The following is a 22,638-nucleotide window of genomic DNA, read 5'->3' as shown; positions in this document are numbered from 1 at the left end:
GCTCCCCCCCCTTCTACCGCATCGCCAGCTCGCCGCGGATGGCGCCGCGGCCGCGGACGAGGCCCAGGATCATCTGCGGCGGCGCGTCGTCGAGCGCGCGCCGCAGGCCTTCCAGGTCCGCCACGTTGCGGCGGTTGAGCTGCACGACCAGGTCGTCCTCGCGCAGGCCGTTGCGCGCCGCGCGGCTGTTCGGCTCGATCGCGCTCACGCGCACCCCGGACAGGCCCTGCTGGCGATAGCGTTCGTCCAGCTCCACGAAGGTCGCGCCGGCGAGGCGCGGGTCGAGGCGCGCGCCTTCCAGCAGGGTGAGCCGCGGCTGCAGGATGGGCGAGAGCGAGAGCGTGCGGCCGTCGCGCAGCACTTCCAGCACGACCTCGCGCCCGACCGGCAGCAGGCCCTCGATGTTGTGCAGCGCCGCCGGTTCGTCCACGCGCTGGCCGTTGGCCGAGACGATGACGTCGCCAGCCCGCAGGCCGGACTCCGCCGCGGGCGTGCCGTCGCGCACCTCGGTCACCAGTGCGCCGCGGCGGCTGCCCAGGTTGAGCGCCTGCGCGATCTCCGGTGTGATCCGCCGCGTCTGGATGCCGAGCGTGCCGCGCTGCACCGTGCCGGTCGAGATCAACTGGTTCATGACCTCGCTGGCCAGCGAGGACGGGATGGCGAAGCCGATGCCGATGTTGCCCTCGCGGCTGCCCCCGGGATTGAAGATGGCCGTGTTGACGCCGACCAGCTCCCCGCGCAGGTTGACGAGCGCGCCGCCGGAATTGCCGGGATTGATGCTGGCGTCGGTCTGGATGAAGTTCTGGTAGCCCAGCCCGCGCAGGCCGCTGCGTCCGAGGGCCGAGACGATGCCCGAGGTCACGGTCTGCCCCAGCCCGAACGGGTTGCCCACGGCGACCACGAAGTCGCCCACGCGCAGCGCGTTGGAGTCCACCAGCGGGATCGCCGAGAGGTCCTCCGCCGGGATGCGGATCACCGCGACGTCGGTGTCCGGGTCCGAGCCGATGAACTCGGCCTCCAGCGTGCGGCCGTCGGCGAGCGTCACCGAGACCGACTCCGCGCCCTCGATGACGTGGTGGTTGGTGAGCACGTAGCCGCGCTCGGCATCGACGATGACGCCGGAACCCAGCGACTGCGCCACCCGTTCCTGCGGGATGTTGGGCATGCCGAAGAAGCGGCGGAAGAACGGATCGTCGGCCAGCGGGTGCGTGGCGCGCACGCGGATGCGCTGGGTGGTGTAGATGTTGACCACCGCGGGCGTCACCTGCTCCAGCATCGGGGCCAGCGACGGCAGGGGCTGGCCGTCGACGGCGGCGGGCAGGCCGCCGCCGATGGGCAGGGCGGCGCGGGCGGGTGCCGCGATGGGGTCGGCGAGGGGCACCTCGTCGCGCATGCAGGCCACGACCAGGCCACCCACCATGGCCGCGAGCAGCATGCTCGCGAACTGCGGAATCGGGCGCATCGTTGCTCCTTGTTGGGGGCTGCCGCGCCGGGCCCCGGGCGGCCGTCCCAGTCTGCCCCCTGCTGGCTTTCTGGCAAGTGAAACGGGCGACGCCGGCGCCTGCACCGAAGGTGCGCGAAACGGGCTAGATTTCGCGCCACCGGGCGAGGGCGTCCGGGTCACCACTTCCGAGGGGAATTCCGATGAGCAATGGCAACGGCGCGACCTCCACCCTGACCAGCACGGTGGAGACGGTCGCTGAGACGACGCAGCGGGTGGGCAGCGCGGTGCTGGAGGTGGCCGAGCCGGTCGTGGCCGCGGTCCAGGAGACCGTCCAGCGCGTGGGCGAGGCGGTCGCTGGCGGCCTCGGCGCCGTGACCGGCGCGGAGGCGACGACGGCCGCGGATCCGGCGCCTGCCCGCACCGCCGCGCCGAAGCGCTCGACGCGCAGGGCCGCGAAGGCGCCGGCGAAGAAGGCGGTCGCGAAGAAGACGGCGGGCAAGAAGGCTCCGGCCCGGAAGGCGGCGGCCGGCACGTCGGCCACCGGCAAGGGCGCCGCGAAGAAGGCCCCCGCGAAGAAGGCGGCCGGCAAGGCCGCGGCGAAGAAGAGCGTGGGGAAGAAGGCCGCGCCGAAGAAGGTGGCAGCGAAGAAGGTGGCAGCGAAGAAGGCGCCCGCGAGGAAGGGCGCCGTCGGCAGGACCGCGGCGAAGAAGACCGCGACGAAGAAGGCTGTCGCGAAGAAGGTCGTCGCGAAGAAGACCGCGCCGAAGAAGGTCGCACCGAAGAAGGGCTCCGCAAGGAAGGCCGCCTCGAAGACGGTGGCGCCGAAGAAGGCCGCGGCGCGCAAGGTCGCCCCGAAGACGGCGGCCGCGAGGAAGGCCTCCCCGAAGAAGGCGGCAGGCCGCGCCATCGGCAAGCAGGCCGCGGTCCGGAAGACCGCCGTCGTCCGCAAGGCCGTCCCGCGCAAGGCGCTGCCGAAGAAGGGCGCCGCCAGGAAGGGCAAGCGCTGAGGTCGCGGCGGGGCGGGCGGCCCGGGCCGCCCGTCCTCGTCCGGGCGGGCCGGACGAACGCTCACCTCCCCTGTACGCGGGCGGCGGAAGGGTCGCGGGACACGGGCCGTGCCGGCCCGGCATCCGTACAGGAGGAGCAGCCATGACACCCGCATCGATCCGCGCGGCCGTCGCCGCCGCCGTGCTCGCCGCAGGGCCCGTCCTCGCCACCGACCACATGTCCTGGGACCAGCTCGACGCCGACGGCGACGGCAGGGTGAGCCGGGAGGAGGCCGGCGGCCACGAGCGGCTGGCCGCCGAATGGGACGCCATCGACACCGACGGCGACGGCACGATCTCGCAGGCCGAGTACGAGGTCTGGCGCAGCGCCGACCACGCCCAGGACGCCGAGCGCGAGGCCGACGACGGCGACGACCACGAGCACCACGAAGACACGACCCGCGAAGAGTGAGGCGCGTCTCCTCTTCCACGCGCACCGTCCTTGACCTTCCCCATGCGGGCGCCCGCCGATACTGTGCCGCGCTGCCGTTTTCCCGGAGGACGACCATGGATCCCGCAGGGCACCACGAACCGAACGCCACGCTCGCCAACCTCGAGGCCATCGAACACGGCGAACAGCTTCCCAAGGGCGTCGTCGACACGCTCGTCGATGCCGGGCTGGCGCAGCGGGACGGCGGTTCGCCGGGCCACGCGGTGCTGACCGCCAAGGGGCGTGCCCGTCTCGACCGACTGCGGGCGGACGACTGATGGGCCGCCTCGTCGACGGGGTCTGGACGACCCAGGGCTACGACACCAGCGCCACCGGCGGTGCCTTCAAGCGCGAGGAGAGCCGCTTCCGCAACTGGATCACGCCCGACGGGGCGCCCGGGCCGGACGGCGAGGGCGGCTTCGCCGCCGAACCGGGCCGCTACCACCTCTACGTCTCGCTCGCCTGCCCCTGGGCGCACCGCACGCTGATCTTCCGCCGGCTCAAGGGCCTGGACGGGATGATCGGCCTGTCGGTCGTGCACTGGTTCATGGGCGACGAGGGCTGGACCTTCGCCGAGGCGCCCGGGACCATCCCGGACTCCGTCAACGGCGTGCGCTGCCTGCACGAGCTCTACACCCTGGCGGAGCCGGGCGCCACGACCCGGGTGACCGTGCCGGTCCTGTGGGACACGCAGCGGCGCACCCTCGTCAGCAACGAGTCCGCCGACATCATCCGCATGCTCAACAGCGCCTTCGACGGCGTCGGCGCCCGCGAGGGCGACTACTACCCCGAGGCCCTGCGCGAGGAGATCGACGGCTACAACGCGCGCATCTACGACACCCTCAACAACGGGGTGTACAAGGCCGGCTTCGCCACCGCCCAGGACAAGTACGACGCGGCCGTGGCGGGCGTGTTCGAGACCCTCGACTGGCTGGAGAGCCACCTGGCCGCGCGCCGCTACCTGTGCGGCGACCGGCTCACCGAGGCGGACTGGCGGCTGTTCACGACCCTGCTGCGCTTCGACGCGGTCTACCACGGGCACTTCAAGTGCAACCTGCGCCGCATCGCGGACTACCCGAACCTGTCGGGCTACCTGCGCGACCTCTACCAGCACCCCGGCGTGCGCGAGACCTGCGACTTCGAGCACATCAAGAACCACTACTACCGCAGCCACGACTGGATCAATCCCAGCCGCGTGGTGCCGGCGGGGCCGGTGCAGGACCTGGACGCGCCGCACGGCCGGGCGCGGCTCGGCGCGCCGGGGTAGCGCCGCCGGCCGGCGCAGGGCGTACCATCGCCGCCTTTCGACGGCGGGCATGCGCGTGGACATAGAACTGGTCGGCTTCGACGGCGACGACACCCTCTGGCGCAGCCAGGACTTCTACGACGCTGCGCAGGCGGAGTTCGAGCGCATCCTCGCGCGCTACGTGGACATCGGCGACGCCGCGCTCCGCGCGCGCCTGTACGACGTCGAGCGGCAGAACATCGGCATCTTCGGCTACGGCGCGAAGGGCATGATGCTGTCGATGATCGAAGCCGCCATCGGCGTCACCGCCGGGCGCATCGACGCGGCCGACATCCACCGCATCGTCGTGCTCGGCAAGGACGTGCTCGCGCATCCGGTCGAGCTGCTGCCCGGCATCCGGGAGGCCGTCGCCGCCGTGGCCGAGCACCACCGCGTGGTGCTGATCACCAAGGGCGACCTGTTCCACCAGGAGGCCAAGGTGGCGGCCTCGGGGCTGGGGGACCTCTTCCACCGCATCGAGATCGTGTCCGAGAAGGACGTGCGCAGCTACCGGCGGCTGCTCGACGAGTTCGGCATCGAGGCCGCGCGGTTCGCGATGGTCGGCAACTCGCTGCGCTCGGACATCGCGCCGGTGATCGCGCTCGGCGGCTGGGGGGTCTACATGCCCTACCACTCGACCTGGGCCCACGAGCTGGAGGCCGACGTCGCGGCGGACGCGCCGCAGGTGGAGCAGGCGGCGACCCCGGCCGACATTCCGGCGGCGCTGGCGCGGCTGCGCGCGCGCGCCTGAGCCGGCGTTCACGCCGTCGGACGGTGCGCCCGGGTAGCGTCCGGCATCGGGCCATCCGGATCGACGACCCCATGCCGCTGCGTACCGCCTCGCTCGCCATCGTCCTCACGCTTCTCGTCGCGGCCTGCGCACGCCACGACGGCAGCCTCTACAGGCAGGTGGACGGCGGCGGCCCCGCCATCCCGCCCACCACGCCGGGCGCGGACATCATCGAAGGCGGCATTCCCGACCCGGAGCAGACCGGGGCACCGCGCGAGGTGCGCGATGCCCAACAGGCCGAGGGCGAGGACGGCGGGCTCGGGCGCCGGCTCGACCAGGCCGACGACGACTTCTGAGCGCAGGCGCGCGTCCCGCGGCAGGCATTGTCCACGCGCGGGATGCGCCGGCGCAGCCCTGTGCGGGCGCGGTCCGTCCCGATGACGCCGCCGGCGCGCGACGGCCCGCTTCAGCGCCTGCGGCGCAGATGCGCGCGTGCCTGCCGGGCATGCCTACGCCGCGGACGAGCGCCCGGTCAGGGTGCCCATCGGGGCGCGGTGCTGCCGCGTCGCATGGCCGCGCGTGCGCCTGCCGCTGGCGAGGAACGCGCGCTGAACGGCGCCCTCGCGAAGGCAGCGGCGGCGGGCGTCGGTGCGGGTGCTGCGGGTAGAGTTCCGCCGTCCCGCCACCGAGAGATCGCACCATGCGCATGCCGACCCTGGTCCTCCTCGCCGCCGCGCTGTTCGCCGCCAGCGCCTCCGCCCGCGCGAACGAGGTGAAGTGCCGGATGACGTTCTCCCTCAGCGGCTGGTCCGCCTTCTACAAGACTGCCTCGGGCAACGGCACCATCCGCTGCGACAACGGCCAGAGCATGGCGGTGCGCATCAGCGCGAAGGGCGGGGGCCTGACCTTCGGCCGTTCGAGCATCGACAACGGCGTCGGCGAGTTCAGCGGCGTGGTCGACATCGGCCAGACCCTGGGCAACTACGCCAGCGCGGAGGCCCACGCGGGCGCAGTGCGTTCCTCCAAGGCCATGGTGGTCACCAAGGGCGAGGTCTCGCTCGCCCTGTCCGGCGTCGGGCGGGGCTGGGACCTCGGCGTCGGCTTCGGCCGGTTCACCATCGAGCGGGCCCGTTGAGCGGCCGCCGGCTGAACGGCCGGCGCAGGGGGCGGCGGGGTTAAAGACCGGTTCACCGCCGCGACGCGAGGCTCCTTCCAATCACACGGGAGTCACGCCATGCGCAAGCTCGCTTCCCTCGCCCTCGCGGCCGTGTTCGCGGCCGGATCCGCCTTCGTCCCGGCACCCGCGGAAGCGCGCGACAGGGTGCGCATCTACGTCGACCTGGGCGACGTGCTGTTCAGCGCCGGGCGTCCCTACTACCGCCACACGCGCGCGCCGCTCTACGTCGCGCACGGGCCCTACGGTCCCCGCTACTACCACTACGCGCCGCCGCCTCCGCCCGTCGTCGTCTACCGCGCGCCGCCGCCGCGCTACTACGCCCCGCCGCCGCCCCGCTACTGGCACGGCGACTACAGGCGCTCCCACGCGAAGCACCACCATCACCATCACCGCAACGACCACCGCGGTCGCGGCCATGGCCACGGACGCGGGCACGACCGCCGCGGGTGGCGTTGATGGCTGGGCGGGGCGCAGGGCATAGGGTTTGGGGCGTAGGGCACAGGGCTGATGTGGCGTAGCGCGCTCGCCGCGACGCTCATTTCCGCTTCCCGCTTCCCGCTTCCCGCTTCCCGCGCCCCGCGCCCCGCGCCCCAAGCCCCAAGCCCCAAGCCCCAAGCCCCAAGCCCCAAGCCCTGAGCCCTGAGCCCTGAGCCCTGAGCCCCAATCCCTCACTCCACCCCCAGCCGCGCCGGCAGTTCGGCGAGGCTGGCGATGCCGTCGGGGGTGACGCCGACGCCGTGGCGCACCAGGTGCAGGGCGCGCATGCCGGCCGCGCGTGGGCCGTGCCAGTCGGCGGCCAGGGTGTCGCCGACCATCAGCACGTCCTCCGGTGGGACCGCCAGCGCGCGGCAGGCGGCGTCGAAGATCGCCGGCTCCGGCTTCAGCGCGCCGACCTCGAAGCTCCACAGGCTGGCGTCGACTGCGACCGGCAGCAGCCGCTGCACGGGAGCGGCATAGGGCAGGGAGAGGTTGGAGCAGAGGCCGATGCGCAGGCCCGCGGCGCGCAGGCGGTGCAGCGTCGGCGCGGCGTCCGGGAACAGCCGGATGGATGCCAGCTCCCCGTCGAGCTCCGCCTGCAGGCGGGCCAGCTCCGTGTCGGGACAGCCGCCGCCGAGCGCCTCCGCTGCCTGGGCAAGGTCGAGCGGGCGGCTCATGAGCAGGCGCCGGTCCTCCCGCTGCGGCGCACGCCCGGTGCGCGCGAGCGCGCGCAGCAGGCCCCGGTAGGGATGCCGCGGCGCACCGATGCGGGCCAGGGTGCCGAAGACGTCGAAGAGAACCGCCCGGGGCGGGCGCGGGTGTGCGGTCATGCGCGGGACTGTACCCGGCTGAACGCGATCGCCCGCCTCCGATGCACGCATCCGCGGCCGCCCGGATAATGCGCCCGATGGACATGCCTTCCGCCCCTTCCGCTCCCGCGCAGCCCGGTCGCGCCGCGTCCCACGACCCGCGTGGCTGGCGGCTGTGCGTGGCGCCGATGATCGACGTGACCGATCGCCACTGCCGCCGCTTCCATCGCCTGCTCGCGCCGTCGGCGCGGCTCTACACGGAGATGCTGCATGCGCATGCGGTGCTGCACGGCGACCGCGCGCGGCTCCTCGGTCACGACCCGGCCGAGCATCCCGTGGCGCTGCAACTGGGCGGAAGCGAGCCTGCCGCCCTCGCCGCCGCCGCGCGCGTGGGCGAGGAGTGGGGCTACGACGAGATCAACCTCAACGTGGGCTGCCCATCCGACCGCGTGCAGGCCGGACGCTTCGGCGCCTGCCTGATGAAGGAGCCCGCGCTCGTGGCCGACTGCGTGGCCGCGATGCGTGCCGCGACGAGCGTGCCGGTCACGGTGAAGTGCCGGCTGGGTGTGGACGACCAGGACGACTACGCGCTGTTCCGCGGCTTCGTCGAAACCGTGGCCGACGCCGGCTGCGGCGTGTTCGTGGTGCACGCCCGCAACGCATGGCTCAAGGGCCTGAGTCCGAAGGAGAACCGCGAGATCCCGCCGCTGCGCTACGACTGGGCGCGTCGGCTGAAGCGCGAGCGCCCGGACCTGGTGGTGGTGCTCAACGGCGGCCTCGCCGACGTGGAGGCGGTCCGTGCGGAGCTCGCCCATGTAGATGGCGTCATGCTCGGCCGCGCGGCCTGGCACGACCCCTACGTCCTGCACCGCATCGAGCACGCGCTCGACGGCGTGCCGCTGCGGCCGCGCGAGGCGCTGCTGGACGACCTGCAGTCCTATTTCGCGGGACGCCGCGCCGCCGGTGATCCGGTCGCCGCGCTGGTGAAGCCGCTGCTCGGCCTGTTCCACGGCCAGCCCGGCGGACGCGCCTACCGGCGCGTGCTGAGCGAGCGCGCGCATCGGGAGACGGATGCCTGGGCGCTGCTGCAGGACGCCCTCGCCGCGACCCGGGGCCCGGCGCGAGACGCCGCCTGAGTCGCCGCCCGCACGGCGGCTGAAGTGCTTGAACCGCCGCGGGATTCTTTAAGTGCGGATTCACCGCGCGGCACCCAGACTCGGTGCGGTGAAGGCTGCCTTCACGATTCCTCCCAAGCCCGCTACCATCCGTCGCCATGCCGAGCGTTTCGCGTCATCGCCTGTTCGCCGCCCTGGCCCTGTGCGCCAGCCCGCTGGCGTTCGCCCAGCAGGGCCCCGAGCCGCGTCGCGACGGGCCGTCGCTGCGGGAGTCGATCCAGCGCGTCGAGCGCGAGACCGGCGGCGAGGTGCTGCGGGCCGACACCCGCCCCTTCAACGGGCGCGAGGTGAACCGGGTCAAGGTGCTGATGCCCGAGGGCCGCGTGCGCGTGGTGACCGACGATCCGCGGCGCCGCAACGATCGCGAGCGGCGGCCCGATTCACGTTCCCGCGACGAGTAACGCTGAACCCTGAACACCTGGTCGGCCCTTGCGGGCCGTCGTTCTGTTGGGAGGACACTGATGCGCATCATGCTCGTCGAGGACGAGGCTCCACTCCGCGAGACGCTGGCTGCCCGGCTCAAGCGCGAAGGCTATGCCGTGGACGCGGCGAGCGACGGCGAGGAAGGTCTCTACCTCGGTCGCGAAGTCCCGTTCGACGTCGCCATCATCGACCTCGGCCTGCCGAAGATGTCCGGCATGGACCTCGTGCGCGCGCTCCGCGGCGAGGGCATGAAGTTCCCCATCCTGATCCTCACCGCCCGTTCGAGCTGGCAGGACAAGGTCGAGGGCCTGAAGCACGGCGCCGACGACTACCTGGTGAAGCCCTTCCACGTCGAGGAGCTGCTCGCACGCATCAATGCGCTCATGCGCCGCGCCGCGGGCTGGAGCAAGCCGTCGCTGGAGTGCGGGCCGATCAAGCTCGACCTCGCCGCGCAGACGGTGTCCGTGGACGGCAACAACGTCGACCTCACCAGCTACGAGTACAAGGTGCTCGAGTACCTGATGCTGCACGCGGGCGAACTGGTCTCCAAGGCCGACCTCACCGAGCACATCTACCAGCAGGACTTCGACCGCGACTCCAACGTGCTGGAGGTGTTCATCGGTCGCCTGCGCAAGAAGCTCGACCCCGAGGGCGAGCTCAAGCCGATCGAGACCGTGCGCGGCCGCGGCTACCGTTTCGCGATCCCGCGCAACGAGTGATGCCATGCGGGCCGGGGCCGTCCGGTGCCCCGGTCCCGCACGCCCGGGGCCATCTGGCGGATAATCGCGCCCCGTGACCTTCTTCCGCACGCTCTCGCTCCAGGCGCGCCAGCTGCTGGCCGCCAGCCTCGGCTTCGTCGCCTTCCTGGGCCTCACCGGGTACGCGCTCGACCGCGCGTTCGTGGAGACCGCGCAGGCGACCATGCGCGAGCGCCTGAAGAGCTACGCCTACGCCTATCTGGGCAGCATCGACTTCTACCGGCGCAGCAACGAGCTGGTGGCGCCGGAGTATCCGCCGGACCCGCGATTCGACACCCCGCGCAGCGGCCTCTACGCCGTGGTGGTCGGCGGCGCGCAGTGGCGTTCGCCCTCGGCCGCCACCGCGGGCCGCGAGCTGCCGGACGTGATCGTGCTGCCGATCAACGTCGAGGTCTTCGAAGGGCCGATCCGCTCGCCCGTCGCCGAGGCCGGCGACAGCCCGGCCGAGTTCTACATCTATTCGCGCGGCGTCGGCTACGAGGACGACGAGCGCCACATCGACTACACGCTGGCGATCATCGAGGACGCCGCGGCGCTCGACCGCCAGATCAACGTGTTCCGTCGCGCGCTGTGGGGCTATCTCGGCGGCGCGGGCCTGGTCCTTCTGCTGCTGCAGACCGGCGTGCTGCGCTGGAGCCTGCGCCCGCTGCGGCGGGTGGTCGCGGAGCTGGCGCGCGTGCAGCGCGGCGGCGCCCAGCGGCTGGCGGAGGCCCGCCCGCGCGAGCTGGAGCCGCTGGCCGAGAGCATCAACGCCTTCATCGTGAGCGAGCGCGAGCATCTCGACCGCTACCGCAACACGCTCTCCGACCTGGCGCACAGCCTGAAGACGCCGCTGGCGGTGATCCGCTCGCGCCTGGAGTCGGAGACCGACGACGCGGCGTTCCGCGCCGAGGTCGCCACCCAGATCCAGCGCATGAGCGACCTGGTGAGCTACCAGCTCTCGCGCGCCGCCACCACCGGCCACCAGCTGTTCGCCGCGCCGCTGGAGATCGAGCCGGCGGCCGAGGACATCGTCCGCAGCCTGGAGAAGGTCTACGCCGAGAAGGGCGTGCTGTGCGAGTTCGAGTTCGACGAGACCGCGCGCTTCTACGGCGAGCCGGGCGACCTGCAGGAGCTGCTCGGCAACCTGCTCGAGAACGCCTTCAAGTGGGCGAACAAGCGCGTGCTGCTGGTGGTGGCGACCGTGCAGGGCGGCGAGAAGCGCAACGGCGTGCAGTTCTCCATCGAGGACGACGGCCCCGGCATCGCGCCTGCGGACGTGGAGCGCCTGCTGCAGCGCGGGGTGCGGGGCGACGAGCGGGTGCAGGGGCACGGCATCGGCCTGGCCATCGTGCAGGACATCGTGCGCGCCTATCGCGGCACCATCCGGGTGGAGGAATCCACCGAGCTCGGCGGCGCCCGCTTCCTGGTGACCTTCCCGCCGGGGCTCTGACCGGTCCCGCTCAGGCGGGGCGCGCGGCCATCGGCGAGTCGCCGTAGAAGCGGCGCAGGTGCGCGGCCACGGCGGGCATCTCCGCCGCGAGCAGGTCGGGCGCGGAGAAGTGGTACTCGCTGGCGACCGCGAAGAACTCCTCGGGCGCTTCCGCGGCGTAGGGGTCGAGCGGCGTCTCCTCGCCGGCGTCCACGCGCGCTGCGAAGGCGTCGAAGGCGGCCTGGAAGTCGCGCGCCCACGCGCGCTGCCAGTCGCGCGGCAGCAGCGGCGTGCCGTCGAGCACGCCGTCGCGGAGGTCGAGCTTGTGGGCGATCTCGTGCACCGCCACGCAGAAGCCGCCGCCCGGGTCGGCAAGGTCGCCCTCGATGTCGGCCCAGGACAGGATCAGCGGCCCGTCGCTCCAGGCCTCGCCGGCGAGTTCGTCCTCCCACTCGGTGAGGACGCCGGTCGCGTCGTCGTGCTGCTGCCGGTTGACCCGGAACGCTGCGGGGTAGACCACCACCTGCGACCAGCCGGCCAGCTGCGGATAGCCGCATTCCAGCACCGGCAGGCAGCAGAGGCTCGCCAGGGTCAGGCGCTGCAGCGGGTCCAGCGCGAAGCCGTCCACCGGCGTGATCGCCTTGTCGGCCAGGAAACGTGCCGCGAGCTCGCGCAGCCGGGCCTGCCGTCCGGCATCCAGGGCAGCGACGAAGGGGTTGGTCCGGAGGAGGGCGTCCCAGTCGGTGTCGGCGACGGGAGCGGGCGGGCGGCCGGAGGCGAGGCGGGCACCCAGGCGGCGCAGGAAGGACAGCGGCATGCGTGCGGACGGCGCGGCACGCGGCCGCGCGGGTGGAATCAGCGGATCATGCCCGGCAGGAAGCTGTGCCAGCGCGGCTGGCTGGAACGCGGCAGGCCGGTCTCGGCGCCACCGCCGTCCGCGCGGGCGGGCGTGCCGGAGCTGGACGGCGCGCGGCTGGCGGCGCCCTCGTCGGAGCCGTCCGGCGCCTGCCGGCTCTCGCTGCTGGTGTGCGGCGGGCAGGGCTCCCCGGTCGTGGCCGGTGCGTCCAGCGCCAGCGCCGCGGTGGGCGCGGAGAGGAACAACGCAGATGTCAGGATGAACCTGTTCACACCGGACTTCCCCCATGGATGCGGACCGGCCGGCGTATGCCGGAACCGCCCGAGTGTAACGGGGTTTGGGGCCGCGTGCAGCGTGCCCCGGATGAACGGATTCCGGCAGACTGGCGGCTTTGGCCTTTCCGCCATGTCCGAGCCCTTCCTTCCCGACCCTTCCGATGCGGGCGAACGCGCCCTGCTGGCCCGGCTGCTGGCCGGGCCGGTCTCGGGCGGCGCGCTGGCGGCCGAGCTGGGCGTGACCCGCGCGGCGGTGTGGAAGCGGGTCGAGGCCCTGCGCGCCGGCGGCGTCGAGATCGACGCCCGCCCCGGCGTGGGCTATGCCGCCCCCTCCGCGCTGGCCGCACTGGGCCTGCTCGATGCCGAGACGATCGCCGGCGCGCTGCCGCCGGCGGTACGGCGCAGCCTGGCGCGGCTGGAGGTCGCCTGGAGCGTCGATTCCACCAACAGCGTGCTGCTGCGTCGCCCGGCGCCGGCCGCCACCGAGGTCCTGTTCGCCGAGCGCCAGACGGCGGGCCGCGGCCGCCGCGGTCGCGCCTGGGCCTCGCCCCTCGGCGCATCGCTCTACCTGTCCCTGCAGCGCCGCTTCGAGGCGCCGCTCGTGCGCCTCGGCGGGCTCAGCCTGGCGGTCGGCGTCGCCGTGGCGCAGGCCCTGCACGCTCTCGGCCTCGCCCAGGTCGGCCTGAAGTGGCCGAACGACCTGGTCGTCGAGCGCGAGGGCGTGCTGCACAAGCTCGGCGGCATCCTCATCGAGTTCGGCGGCGAGGCGGGTGGGCCCGTGCGCGCGGTCGTCGGCATCGGCATCAACATGCGCCTGCCGGCGGTGGTGGCGGCCGCCATCGACCAGCCCTGGTGCGACGTGGCCGGGCTCGCGGGGCAGGACCTGCCCGCCCGCAACACGGTCGCCGCGGCCCTGGTCGCGCGGCTCGTGCCGATGCTGGAGGCCTTCGACGCCGAGGGGCTGGCGCCGCTGCAGGACGCCTTCGCCGCGCTCGACGTGCTGCGCGGCCGCACGGTCAGGATCGTCGCCGGCAGTCAGGTCCACGAGGGTCAGGCGCTGGGCATCGCCCCCGATGGCGGGCTGCGCGTGCGCCATGCCGACCGCGAGCGCGTCTGGCACGCGGGCGAGGTCAGCCTGCGCCTGTGAGCGTGAGGGGGCGGAATGCGTCCGGCTGCAGCGGCGTCCGCGCAGCCCGCCTCCGCGCCGACGTCCGTCCCGCCGCCCTGCTGCAGGCCGGCCGACGGCCGCGGCAGCCCCTTTCAACGCGCGCGGCAGGCTCTATGCTGGCGCGCCCTCCGCAACCCGCTCCGCATGACCTGGCTCGTCGACCTCGGAAACACCCGGCTCAAGTGGGCCGTGCTCGGGCCGGACGGCCTCGTGCAGCGCGGTGCGGTCCCGCACGTGGACGCGGACTTCGAAGGCGCCTTCGATGCGGCGCTCGCCGGCCTGCCGCGCGCCGACGTGGCCCTGCTGGCCTCGGTGGCGCATCCGGACCTCACCGCGCGCGTGGCCGCGCTGATCGCCCGCCACGGCGTCCCCACCGAACGCGCGATCACGCGGGCGGCGCTCGGCGGCGTCCGCGTGGCCTATCCCGAGCCGGCGCGGCTGGGCGTCGATCGCTTCCTCGGCCTGCTCGGCGCGCATGCGCGCGGCGGCGGGCCCTGGCTGGTGGCGAGCGTGGGCACCGCGCTCACCATCGACGCCCTCGACCGCGACGGCCGCCACCACGGCGGCTTGATCGCGCCGTCGCCGGCGCTGATGCACGCCGCCCTGGGCGAACGCGCAGCGCAGCTCCACGTCGCACCGGGGCGCTGGGTGGACTTCGCCGACGACACCGTGGACGCCCTGACCAGCGGCTGCCTCGGCGCCGCCGCGGCCCTGGTCGAGCGCAGCCATGCGCGCGCCTGCGCCCTGTTCGGGCGCGCCCCGACCCTGCTGCTGGTCGGCGGCGGCGCGCAGGCGCTGGCGCCGGGCCTGGGCGTGCCGCACCAGGCCGCGCCGGACCTCGTGCTGGAAGGGCTCGCGGTCTACGCCGCGGCACGCGGCTGACGGGCCGTACAATCCACGGATGCTCGTCCGTTCGCTGGTCGTCCTGCTGGTGGTCATGAACCTGGGTGCCGCCGCCTGGTGGGCGCTGCATCGCGCCGACGCCGCCGCGCCCCTGCCGCCCGAGCGTGCGGCGCCGCGCCTGGTGCTGCTCAGCGAGGCCGAGCGCAGCCGCCATCTTCCCGAGGCGGAGGCCAGCGCGGCGCCCGAACCGATCGAGGCCAGCCCCGTGTGCCTGAGCCTCGGTCCGCTGCAGACCCCGGCCGACATGCGCCGGGTGATGGACACGCTCTCGCCCGGGGTCGGCCGCATCCAGTACCGCGAGACGCGCGGCAACGCCGTGCGCGGCTATCGCGTGTACCTTCCGGCCTCGCCCAGCCGCGAGGCCGCCCTCGACAGCGCGCGCCGGCTCGCCGCGCAGGGCGTGCGCGACTACTACGTCGTGACCGCCGGCGCCCAGGAGAACACGGTCTCGCTCGGTCTCTTCCGCGACCTGCGCAACGCCGAGTCGCGGCGCGACGAGATCCGCAACCTCGGCTACGAGGCCGCGCTCGAACCGCGCACCGAGGAGGTGCCGCAGTGGTGGGTCGACATCGCCACCACCGAGGACTTCGACTGGCGCGCCGCCCTCGGCGGCTACGCCGGCATCGAGGCGCGCCCGATCGACTGCTTCTGACTCGCGGCCCCGGCACCGCCGCTTCGCGTAGAATCCCGGGCCCGGCCGGCATAGCTCAGTTGGTAGAGCAACCGCCTTGTAAGCGGTAGGTCCTCAGTTCGAGTCTGAGTGCCGGCACCAGTCGTCCTCCCGCAGCGTCCGCCCGCGCGGCCGCTCATCCCGCGACCTTGCGCTCCGCGCTGTCGAGTTCGGTGGTGGAGCCGAACAGCACCACGATGTCCCCGGGCAGCAGCCGGAAGTCGGTGGGGGGCGAGACGGTGCGTTCGCCGGCGCGGACCACGGCGCTGACGTCGCCGGCGAGCAGGCCGAGCTCCTCCAGCGTATGTCCGGCGCCGGGCGCCCCGGCGAACACGGTGATCGGGCGCAGGCGCGCCTCCTCGCCCAGGCCGCCGTCCTCCGGCACCGCGTCGCCGCGGAAGTAGCCGCGCAGCAGGCGGTACTTCTCCGCACGCTGCGCCTGCATGGTGCGGAACACGCGGGCCAGCGGCACGTCGAGCATGAGCAGGGCGTGCGAGGCGATCATCAGCCCGGCCTCCAGCGTCTCCGGCACGACTTCGGTCGCCCCGGCCTCGCGCAGCGCGTCCACGTGGGTCTCGTCGCGGGTGCGCACCATGATCGGCAGGTCGGGGCGCAGCGCGCGGACCTGCTGGATGGTCTTGAGCGCGCCGCCGATGTCGTCGTTGCTGATGACCATGAGGCGCGCGCGCAGCAGGCCCACCGCCTCCAGCACCGCGGCCTCGGTGGCGTCGCCGTAGTACACCTGTTCGCCCGCGCGGTGCGCCTCGCGCACGCGGTGCGCGTCCAGGTCCAGCGCGACGAAGGGGATGCCCTCGCCTTCCAGGAAGTGCGCCACGCTCTGGCCGACGCGCCCGTAGCCGGAGATCAGCACGTGGTCGGCGAAGGTGCCCGCCATGTCCGGCCCCGGACGCGCCACGTCCGCGTGGTCGGGGGGCGGCGCGCGCAGGGCGAGGCGGCGGGCGATGGCCTCGCTGTGGCGGATGAGGAAGGGGGCGATCACCATCGAGAACAGCACCGAGGTCAGCACGACCTGCCCGGTGCGTTCGTCGAGGGCGCCGTTGCCCAGCGCGATGGCGAGCAGGGCGAAGCCGAACTCGCCGCCGACCGCCAGCACCAGGCCGGTGCGCCACGCGGTCACCGCGTCGATGCCCGCCGCGCGCACGATCGCCGCCACGATCAGCAGCTTGCTCGCGAGCAGGGCCAGCGTGCCCAGCAGCGCCCACAGCCAGACGTCGGGGAGGATGGCTGGGTCGAACAGCATGCCGATGCCCACGAAGAACAGGCCCAGCAGCACGTCGCGGAACGGGCGGATGGCGCTCTCGACCTGGTGCCGGAACTCGGTCTCGCCCAGCACCATGCCCGCCAGGAAGGCGCCGAAGGCCATCGACAGGCCGAGGCTGTTGGTGACCCAGCCGGCCGCCAGCGACACCAGCAGCACGGTGAGGGTGAAGACCTCGGCGGAGCGGCCGCGGGTGACGACATGGAACAGCGGGCTCAGCAGGCGGCGCCCCGCGAAGAACACCAGCAGCAGGGCCAGCAGCGCCTTGAGCAGGGCGAGGCCGAGCGTGCCGCCCAGCTCCAGCGCGGAGGCGGCGGTGCCCAGCACGGGGATCACGACCACGAAGGGCACCGCGGTCACGTCCTGGAACACCGACATCGCCGTGCCCAGGCGGCCGTGCCGCGAGTCCTCCTCGCCCTGCTCGGCGAGCTGCTTGCTGATGATGGTCGTCGAGGACTGCGCGAACACCGCGCCCACCACGAAGGCCGCGGCCAATGGCAGGCCGAGCGCGCCCCAGGCCAGCAGCATGACCGCGCCGGTGCACAGCGCCACCTGCGCCGTGCCGAGCCCGAGCACCTGGTGGCGCAGGGCCAGCAGCCGCGGCAGCGAGAAGTTGAGGCCGATGGTGAACAGCAGGAAGACGATGCCGAACTCGGCCAGCACGCGCAGCGGCTCGCCGTCGACCACCGGGCCGAAGGTGAAGGGCCCGAGCAGCAGGCCGACCATCAGATAGGCGAGGCTGGTGGGGATCTGCAGCCGCTGGAACAGCACGACCGACGCCACGCCCACGCCGAGAAGCAGAAGCACCTGCAGCAGGCCGTGTTCCATCCGGTCGCATCTCCCTCGTATCGCGCGCGAACGCTACATCTACCACGGCCATGGTGTGCGCGGTCTGACAGGCGCGCGTGTGCGTTCGCACATGATCCGTCATGCGCAGTCACTACACTCGGGAGATCGCGCCGCCATCCTCCGGAGCGCCGTCATGCGCACGATCCCGAGCCTGATCCTCGCCCTGTCCACCTGCCTCGCCCTCCCGGGCGCGCACGCCGGCGACGCGCTGCCGCCGCATGCGCTGGCCGCCGAGATCGAACGGCCGACGCCGCCGCTGGTGGTGGACGTGCGCTCGGAGGAGGAATACGCGGCCGGCCACGTGCCGGGCGCGGTCTCGCTGCCGCACGACCGGGTCGGCGAGCTCGCCGACCGACTCGAGGCGGGGCGCGAACTGGTGCTGTACTGCCGCAGCGGGCGGCGCTCGCGCATCGCCGGGCCCGAGCTGGAGGCGCGGGGCTTCCGCGTGCGCTACCTCGAGGGCGACTACCCGGCCTGGGAGGCCGCGGGACTTTCGGTGGCGCGGCCCGACCCACGACCACAAGGAGACGCCACCGAATGACCCGTCCCACCGCTCCCCTCGCCGTCATCGGCGTGCCGACCGACGTCGGCGCCGGCCACCGCGGCGCCTCCATGGGCCCGGAGGCGCTGCGCGTCGCGGGGCTGATCGAGGCGCTGCGCGCGCTCGACCTCACCGTGCACGACCGCGGCAACCTCGGGGGCCCGCACAATCCCTGGCAGCCGCCGGTCGCCGGCTACCGCCATCTCGACGAGGTGGTGGAGTGGAACCAGGCGGTCTTCCGCGCGGTGCTCGCCGAGCTGGAGCAGGGCCATTTCCCGGTCATGCTCGGCGGCGACCACTGCCTTGCGATGGGCTCGGTCGGCGCCGTCGCCGCGCACTGCCGGCGCAACGGGCGGCCGCTGCGGGTGCTGTGGCTGGATGCGCACTCGGACTTCAACACCAGCGAGATCACGCCGACCGGCAACGTCCACGGCATGCCGCTGGCCTGCCTGTGCGGCATCGGCCCGGAGCCGCTGACGCACCTGACCGGCACCTCGCCGGCGATCGACCCGAAGGAGATCAAGCAGGTCGGCATCCGCTCGGTGGACGCCGGCGAGAAGCGCCTGGTCAGGCAGCACGGGCTCGACATCTACGACATGCGCTTCATCGACGAGCACGGCATGCGCAGGGCGATGGAGCAGGCGCTGGCCGACATGACGCCGGACACGCACCTGCACGTGAGCTTCGACATCGACTTCCTCGACCCGACCATCGCGCCCGGCGTCGGCACCACGGTGCCGGGCGGCCCGACCTACCGCGAGGCGCAGCTGGTGATGGAGATGATCGCCGACTGCGGGCGCATGGCCTCGCTCGACATCGTCGAGCTCAACCCGGCCTACGACGAGCACAACCGCAGCGGCCTGCTGGCGGTGGATCTGGTGGAGAGCCTGTTCGGCAAGTCGACGCTGATGCGCGACTGAACGTGCGCGGCCCGGGCCGCGCGCGATTGACGCCTGCTTCACCGCGGCATGAACAGGCTGAAGGCGTGCGACAGGCGGTCGCCTGGCGCGACATCGATACCACCCACCGAGAGGTCCACTCCATGAAGAAGACCGTTCTGATGCTGCTCCTCGCCGGGTTCGCCGCCTCCTTCCTGTCCGCCTGCAACACGGTGGAAGGCGCTGGCCGCGACATCCAGGGTGCGGGCGACCGCCTCGAGGACTCGGCGCAGCGCAACCGCAACTGAGCATCGCAGCGGCAGCCACCGCGCGGCGACCGGTCGTTCCCGGTGCGCGCGAACCTGCCGCGGCAACGCCACGACGGGCCGCCCTGCGGCCCGTCGTCATTTCCGGCGGGGGCCGCCGGGGGCGGGCGGGACGATCGCTTACACTGCCCGGTTCATCCGCTTCGCGTTCTCGATCCATGGGCAGCACCCGCGTCCTGACCGGCATCACCACCACCGGCACTCCCCACCTCGGCAACTACGTCGGCGCGATCCGCCCGGCCATCCGCGCCAGCCGCGCCGAGGGCGTGGACAGCTTCTTCTTCCTCGCCGACTACCATGCGCTGATCAAGTGCGAGGACCCGGCCCGCGTCGCGCGCTCGCGGCTGGAGATCGCCGCGACCTGGCTGGCCTGCGGGCTCGATCCCGAGCGGGTCACCTTCTACCGGCAGTCGGACATCCCGGAGATCCCGGAGCTGACCTGGTACCTCACCTGCGTCGCGGCCAAGGGCCTGCTCAACCGCGCCCACGCCTACAAGGCCGCCGTGGACCGCAACGAGGAGGCGGGCGAGGACCCGGACGCCGGCGTCACCGCGGGGCTGTACATGTACCCGGTGCTGATGGCGGCCGACATCCTCGCCTTCAACGCCCACTCGGTGCCGGTGGGCCGCGACCAGATCCAGCACATCGAGATGGCGCGCGACATTGGGCAGCGCTTCAACCACCTCTACGGCGAGGCCTGGCGCCGCGTCGGTCGCGCCGGCGAGCCCTTCGTGCTGCCGGAGGTGGCGATCGAGGAGAACGTGGCGACGCTGCCCGGCCTCGACGGCCGCAAGATGTCCAAGAGCTACGACAACACCATCCCGCTGTTCGCCGAACCGGCGGCCGTGCGCAGGCTCATCGCCGGCATCGTCACCGACTCCAGCGCGGCCGACGCGCCCAAGGACACCGGCTCCAACGTGTTCCAGATCTACCAGGCCTTCGCCGACGCCGAGGAGACCGCGGCCATGCGCCAGGCCTTCGCCGACGGGATCTCCTGGGGCGAGGCCAAGGCGCGGCTGGCCGAGCGGATCGAGCGCGAGGTGGCGCCGATGCGCGAGAAGTACGCGGCGCTGATGGCGCGGCCGGACGATATCGAGGACGTGCTGCGCGCCGGTGCCGCGCGCGCCCGCGCGCTGGCGACGCCGCTGCTGGAGGGCATCCGCCTCGCGGTGGGGCTCGGCCCGCTGTCGGCCGGCGTGGCGGCGGGCGGCGAGGGCGCCCGTGGCGGTGCGCTGCCGAGCGTCAAGCAGTACCGCGAGGACGACGGCTTCCACTTCAAGCTGGTCGACGGCGACGGCCGGGTGCTGCTGACCAGTGTGGCCTTCCCCGCGCCGCGGGACTGCGGCCAGGCGCTGGCGCGGCTGCGCCGCGACGGGCTGGACGCGTTCGACCTCGCCTTGGTCGAGGAGGCGCAGGCGCTCGACCGCGATGCCGTGGCGCAGGCGCTTGCCGCGCTGGCCGCGGCCGATGCCGCCAAGGCAGGAGCCAAGGGGGCGGCATGAACGCGGCGGTCGAGCTCAACCTCGCCTTCATCCTGTTCATCCCCTGGTTCCTGATCCTGGGCGTGCTGTTCTGGTTCTACCCGCGCCCGGCGCGCCGTGGCGCCGCGCGCATCGGCTTCGACGTCGCCGCGCTGCTGCTGGCGGTGGTCGCCAGCATCGCCGCCACCCAGTGGGGCTATGCGCTCGGCGCGGCCGCGCCCGAGGTCGGTGCGATCTGGCGGCAGGTGCTGGCGAGCCTCACCTCCTACGCGGCCTTCCTCGTCGTGCTGCTGGTGGCCTGGCCGCTGCGCGCGAAACTCGTCCGTGGCTGAAGCGGCCTCCTGCGTGTTCTGCGAGATCGTCGCGGGCCGCGCCGAGGCCAGCGTCGTCCACGCCGATGAGCTGTGCACGGCGTTCATGAGCATCGAGCTCATGACCACCGGGCACACGCTCGTGGTGCCCAACGCGCATGTGACCGACCTCGCCGAGCTGCCGCCCGCGACCGCGGGGCACCTGTTCCAGGTCGCGCAGCGCATCGTCGCGGCGCAGCGCGCCAGCGGCCTGCGCTGCGAAGGCGCGACCCTGGTCCTGTGCGACGGCGAGGCGGGCGGCCAGACCGTCTTCCACGTCCACCTGCACGTCAATCCACGGCACGCCGATGACGGCATCGCGATGCCGCGCGCGCCCGGCGTCGCGCCGCGGGCGGCGCTGGACGCCGCGGCCGCGGCCCTGCGCGCGGCGCTCGCCCGCACCTGATCCCGCACCGTCATCCGGAGGCTCCATGCCCAGCCCGCACGGCATCCACGCGATCGACACCCTGTTCCAGAAGCCCGCGTTCTGCACCGCCTACCTGGTGGTCGAGAACGGGCGGGGCGCCTTCGTGGACACCGGCACCCGCCACTCCCTGCCCCAGCACCTCGCGGCGCTGGAGGCGGCGGGCCTGGCGCCGGAGGACGTGGACTGGGTGGTGCTCACCCACGTGCATCTCGACCACGCCGGCGGCGCCGGCGCCCTGATGGCGGTCCTGCCGAACGCGCGCCTGGTGGTGCATCCGCGCGGCGCGCGGCACATGGTCGATCCCTCGCGCCTGGTGGCGGGCGCCACCGCGGTCTACGGCGAAGAGGAGATCGCGCGCAGCTACGGCGAGGTGGTACCGGTGCCGGCGGAGCGCATCGTCGAGGCGCCGGACGGGCACGTGGTCGACCTCGCCGGCCGCGCGCTGCACTGCTTCGACACGCCCGGCCACGCGCGGCACCACCTGAGCGTCTGGGACCCCGCCAGCCGCAGCGTGTTCGCGGGCGACGCCTTCGGCCTGTCCTACCGCGAGTTCGACCGCGCCGACGGCACGCCGTGGATCGTGCCGACCACCTCGCCGGTGCAGTTCGAGCCGGGACCGATGATCGCCTCGATCCGCCGCATCCTCGGGCACCGGCCCGGGGCCATCCACCTCGGCCACTACGGTGCCGTGACCGACGGCGAGCGCCTGGGCGACCTGCTCGTCGTCCAGGTCGAGCGCATGGCGGCGCTGGCGCGCGAGGCCATGCAGCGGCCGGAGGCGGAGCGCGCGGCCTGGCTGCAGGGCGCGCTGGAGGACTTCTACTTCGAGCAGCTGCGCGCCCACGACCCGGCTGCCGACCGTGGGGCCATGCGCGCGCAGCTCGCCGGCGACATCGTCCTCAACGCGCAGGGGCTGCTGATCTGGGCGGCGCGGGCGGCGGAGGAAGGACGTACTTGAGGAGCGAGGCATGAGGAGCGGGAAACGGAGTGCGGGAGCACGTGCGCTTCTCCCTCGTTTCCCGCGTCCGATACGTCGCCTCGCCCACGGCGTGGCGGCGTCCTACTCCCAGCGGTTCAGATGTGGCCCGAACCGCTCGCGCTGCCGGCGCACGACGCAGAAGCGGTGGCCGCTGGGCGCCTCCATCACCCACCAGCGCTTGACGAAGCCGATGCGGCGCGCGCCGAGCGCTTCCAGGCGGTCGGCCTCGGCGTCGATGTCGTCGCTCTCGATGTCCAGGTGCACGCGTGCGGCATGGTCCACCTTCTGCAGCAGGATGATGGGCTCGTCCTCGGCCGTCTCGAGTTCGGCGTAGCGCCCGTCGCCGTCCTGGTCGACGCTGGCGATCTTCTTGCCGAGCGCACGGCTCCAGAACGCGGCGGCCTCGGCGAGATCCTCGACCGGGCAATCCAGGACGAGGCTGCTCAGGCGGCTGTGGTGCGGCATGCGGATGCTCCTCCCCGTTTTCCGCC

General features: G+C 73.3%; 28 protein-coding genes and 1 tRNA gene. 23 read left to right on the top strand and 6 right to left on the bottom strand.

The window, feature by feature from the left end:
• Window positions 1-13: 13 nt before the first annotated feature.
• On the bottom strand, window positions 14-1,462 hold the full coding sequence (locus ACFO3Q_RS01220) for a Do family serine endopeptidase (protein ID WP_377002751.1): 1,449 nt from the start codon (window positions 1,460-1,462) through the stop codon (window positions 14-16).
• Between the two features lie 320 nt (window positions 1,463-1,782).
• Here ACFO3Q_RS01220 and ACFO3Q_RS01215 point away from each other — a divergent pair, with 320 nt between their 5' ends.
• From ACFO3Q_RS01215 to ACFO3Q_RS01180, 8 genes are all read left to right on the top strand, one after another.
• Window positions 1,783-2,451 carry a histone H1-like repetitive region-containing protein gene (locus ACFO3Q_RS01215; RefSeq protein ID WP_377002750.1) on the top strand — a complete coding sequence of 223 codons (669 nt, stop codon included), beginning with the start codon at window positions 1,783-1,785 and terminating at the stop codon, window positions 2,449-2,451.
• 142 nt (window positions 2,452-2,593) lie between these two features.
• Entirely contained in the window at window positions 2,594-2,902 is a 309-nt protein-coding gene (locus ACFO3Q_RS01210) for a hypothetical protein (protein ID WP_377002749.1), read from the top strand.
• Window positions 2,903-2,997: 95 nt separating this feature from the next.
• A complete protein-coding gene (locus ACFO3Q_RS01205) occupies window positions 2,998-3,198 on the top strand; it encodes a hypothetical protein (RefSeq protein WP_377002748.1) in 201 nt (66 codons plus the stop codon).
• Window positions 3,198-4,187 carry a glutathione S-transferase family protein gene (locus tag ACFO3Q_RS01200; RefSeq protein WP_377002747.1) on the top strand — a complete coding sequence of 330 codons (990 nt, stop codon included), beginning with the start codon at window positions 3,198-3,200 and terminating at the stop codon, window positions 4,185-4,187. Before ACFO3Q_RS01205 ends, ACFO3Q_RS01200 begins: the two co-directional genes overlap by 1 nt.
• Before the next feature lie 49 nt (window positions 4,188-4,236).
• Window positions 4,237-4,956 carry an HAD family hydrolase gene (locus ACFO3Q_RS01195; protein ID WP_377002745.1) on the top strand — a complete coding sequence of 240 codons (720 nt, stop codon included), beginning with the start codon at window positions 4,237-4,239 and terminating at the stop codon, window positions 4,954-4,956.
• Between the two features lie 71 nt (window positions 4,957-5,027).
• Window positions 5,028-5,291, top strand: coding sequence for a hypothetical protein (locus ACFO3Q_RS01190; protein ID WP_377002744.1), 264 nt, complete (start codon window positions 5,028-5,030; stop codon window positions 5,289-5,291).
• A 344-nt stretch (window positions 5,292-5,635) separates the two neighbouring features.
• Window positions 5,636-6,070 (top strand): hypothetical protein, encoded by a 435-nt coding sequence (locus tag ACFO3Q_RS01185; RefSeq protein WP_377002743.1) that lies wholly within the window; start codon window positions 5,636-5,638, stop codon window positions 6,068-6,070.
• 99 nt (window positions 6,071-6,169) lie between these two features.
• Window positions 6,170-6,568, top strand: a complete 399-nt coding sequence (locus ACFO3Q_RS01180) for a hypothetical protein (protein ID WP_377002741.1) — start codon at window positions 6,170-6,172, stop codon at window positions 6,566-6,568.
• A 212-nt stretch (window positions 6,569-6,780) separates the two neighbouring features.
• On the opposite strand, the gene ACFO3Q_RS01175 is transcribed toward ACFO3Q_RS01180, so the two are convergent.
• Window positions 6,781-7,419, bottom strand: coding sequence for an HAD family hydrolase (locus tag ACFO3Q_RS01175; protein WP_377002740.1), 639 nt, complete (start codon window positions 7,417-7,419; stop codon window positions 6,781-6,783).
• 167 nt (window positions 7,420-7,586) lie between these two features.
• Here ACFO3Q_RS01175 and dusA point away from each other — a divergent pair, with 167 nt between their 5' ends.
• From dusA to ACFO3Q_RS01155, 4 genes are all read left to right on the top strand, one after another.
• Complete coding sequence (dusA, locus tag ACFO3Q_RS01170) at window positions 7,587-8,534, top strand: tRNA dihydrouridine(20/20a) synthase DusA (RefSeq protein ID WP_377002989.1); 948 nt, start codon at window positions 7,587-7,589, stop codon at window positions 8,532-8,534.
• 137 nt (window positions 8,535-8,671) lie between these two features.
• Window positions 8,672-8,974 (top strand): PepSY domain-containing protein, encoded by a 303-nt coding sequence (locus tag ACFO3Q_RS01165; RefSeq protein WP_377002738.1) that lies wholly within the window; start codon window positions 8,672-8,674, stop codon window positions 8,972-8,974.
• Window positions 8,975-9,034: 60 nt separating this feature from the next.
• The gene (locus tag ACFO3Q_RS01160) at window positions 9,035-9,715 is read left to right on the top strand and encodes a response regulator transcription factor (protein WP_377002736.1); all 681 of its coding nucleotides are present in this window, start codon (window positions 9,035-9,037) and stop codon (window positions 9,713-9,715) included.
• A gap of 73 nt (window positions 9,716-9,788) precedes the next feature.
• A complete protein-coding gene (locus tag ACFO3Q_RS01155; RefSeq protein WP_377002735.1) occupies window positions 9,789-11,186 on the top strand; it encodes an ATP-binding protein in 1,398 nt (465 codons plus the stop codon).
• 10 nt (window positions 11,187-11,196) lie between these two features.
• Here ACFO3Q_RS01155 and ACFO3Q_RS01150 read toward each other — a convergent pair whose 3' ends face one another.
• On the bottom strand, window positions 11,197-12,054 hold the full coding sequence (locus tag ACFO3Q_RS01150; protein ID WP_377002988.1) for a M90 family metallopeptidase: 858 nt from the start codon (window positions 12,052-12,054) through the stop codon (window positions 11,197-11,199).
• On the bottom strand, window positions 12,021-12,293 hold the full coding sequence (locus ACFO3Q_RS01145; protein ID WP_377002998.1) for a hypothetical protein: 273 nt from the start codon (window positions 12,291-12,293) through the stop codon (window positions 12,021-12,023). The genes ACFO3Q_RS01150 and ACFO3Q_RS01145 overlap by 34 nt, the downstream gene beginning before the upstream one ends.
• A gap of 133 nt (window positions 12,294-12,426) precedes the next feature.
• On the opposite strand from ACFO3Q_RS01145, the gene ACFO3Q_RS01140 reads away from it, so the two are divergent.
• The 4 genes from ACFO3Q_RS01140 to ACFO3Q_RS01125 all read left to right on the top strand — a co-directional run bounded on the left by ACFO3Q_RS01140 (window position 12,427) and on the right by ACFO3Q_RS01125 (window position 15,139).
• Window positions 12,427-13,443, top strand: coding sequence for a biotin--[acetyl-CoA-carboxylase] ligase (locus ACFO3Q_RS01140; protein WP_377002734.1), 1,017 nt, complete (start codon window positions 12,427-12,429; stop codon window positions 13,441-13,443).
• A 165-nt stretch (window positions 13,444-13,608) separates the two neighbouring features.
• Window positions 13,609-14,346: a type III pantothenate kinase gene (locus ACFO3Q_RS01135; protein WP_377002732.1), complete on the top strand. Its 738-nt coding sequence runs from the start codon at window positions 13,609-13,611 to the stop codon at window positions 14,344-14,346.
• A 19-nt stretch (window positions 14,347-14,365) separates the two neighbouring features.
• Entirely contained in the window at window positions 14,366-15,019 is a 654-nt protein-coding gene (locus tag ACFO3Q_RS01130; protein WP_377002731.1) for an SPOR domain-containing protein, read from the top strand.
• Between the two features lie 44 nt (window positions 15,020-15,063).
• A tRNA-Thr gene (locus ACFO3Q_RS01125) sits at window positions 15,064-15,139 on the top strand.
• A 34-nt stretch (window positions 15,140-15,173) separates the two neighbouring features.
• Here ACFO3Q_RS01125 and ACFO3Q_RS01120 read toward each other — a convergent pair.
• A complete protein-coding gene (locus ACFO3Q_RS01120; RefSeq protein ID WP_377002729.1) occupies window positions 15,174-17,144 on the bottom strand; it encodes a monovalent cation:proton antiporter family protein in 1,971 nt (656 codons plus the stop codon).
• Window positions 17,145-17,298: 154 nt separating this feature from the next.
• On the opposite strand from ACFO3Q_RS01120, the gene ACFO3Q_RS01115 reads away from it, so the two are divergent.
• The 7 genes from ACFO3Q_RS01115 (at window position 17,299) to ACFO3Q_RS01085 (ending at window position 22,126) form a co-directional block, all read left to right on the top strand.
• The gene (locus ACFO3Q_RS01115) at window positions 17,299-17,706 is read left to right on the top strand and encodes a rhodanese-like domain-containing protein (RefSeq protein WP_377002728.1); all 408 of its coding nucleotides are present in this window, start codon (window positions 17,299-17,301) and stop codon (window positions 17,704-17,706) included.
• A complete protein-coding gene (gene rocF / locus ACFO3Q_RS01110) occupies window positions 17,703-18,626 on the top strand; it encodes an arginase (protein ID WP_377002726.1) in 924 nt (307 codons plus the stop codon). Before ACFO3Q_RS01115 ends, rocF begins: the two co-directional genes overlap by 4 nt.
• A 140-nt stretch (window positions 18,627-18,766) precedes the next feature.
• Window positions 18,767-18,892: an entericidin A/B family lipoprotein gene (locus tag ACFO3Q_RS01105; RefSeq protein ID WP_377002987.1), complete on the top strand. Its 126-nt coding sequence runs from the start codon at window positions 18,767-18,769 to the stop codon at window positions 18,890-18,892.
• Between the two features lie 176 nt (window positions 18,893-19,068).
• Entirely contained in the window at window positions 19,069-20,412 is a 1,344-nt protein-coding gene (locus tag ACFO3Q_RS01100; protein ID WP_377002724.1) for a tryptophan--tRNA ligase, read from the top strand.
• Window positions 20,409-20,723 carry a hypothetical protein gene (locus tag ACFO3Q_RS01095; protein WP_377002723.1) on the top strand — a complete coding sequence of 105 codons (315 nt, stop codon included), beginning with the start codon at window positions 20,409-20,411 and terminating at the stop codon, window positions 20,721-20,723. Before ACFO3Q_RS01100 ends, ACFO3Q_RS01095 begins: the two co-directional genes overlap by 4 nt.
• Window positions 20,716-21,147: an HIT family protein gene (locus ACFO3Q_RS01090; RefSeq protein ID WP_377002722.1), complete on the top strand. Its 432-nt coding sequence runs from the start codon at window positions 20,716-20,718 to the stop codon at window positions 21,145-21,147. Before ACFO3Q_RS01095 ends, ACFO3Q_RS01090 begins: the two co-directional genes overlap by 8 nt.
• Window positions 21,148-21,172: 25 nt before the next feature.
• The gene (locus ACFO3Q_RS01085) at window positions 21,173-22,126 is read left to right on the top strand and encodes an MBL fold metallo-hydrolase (protein ID WP_377002721.1); all 954 of its coding nucleotides are present in this window, start codon (window positions 21,173-21,175) and stop codon (window positions 22,124-22,126) included.
• 102 nt (window positions 22,127-22,228) lie between these two features.
• On the opposite strand, the gene ACFO3Q_RS01080 is transcribed toward ACFO3Q_RS01085, so the two are convergent.
• Window positions 22,229-22,612, bottom strand: coding sequence for a VOC family protein (locus ACFO3Q_RS01080; RefSeq protein ID WP_377002719.1), 384 nt, complete (start codon window positions 22,610-22,612; stop codon window positions 22,229-22,231).
• Window positions 22,613-22,638 lie beyond the last annotated feature (26 nt).

The organism is Coralloluteibacterium thermophilum (assembly GCF_042654365.1).
GTDB classification, from domain to species: domain Bacteria; phylum Pseudomonadota; class Gammaproteobacteria; order Xanthomonadales; family Xanthomonadaceae; genus Coralloluteibacterium; species Coralloluteibacterium thermophilum.
Note: the sequence above shows the minus strand (reverse complement) of the source record. Positions and strands in the feature narration are given on the sequence as shown.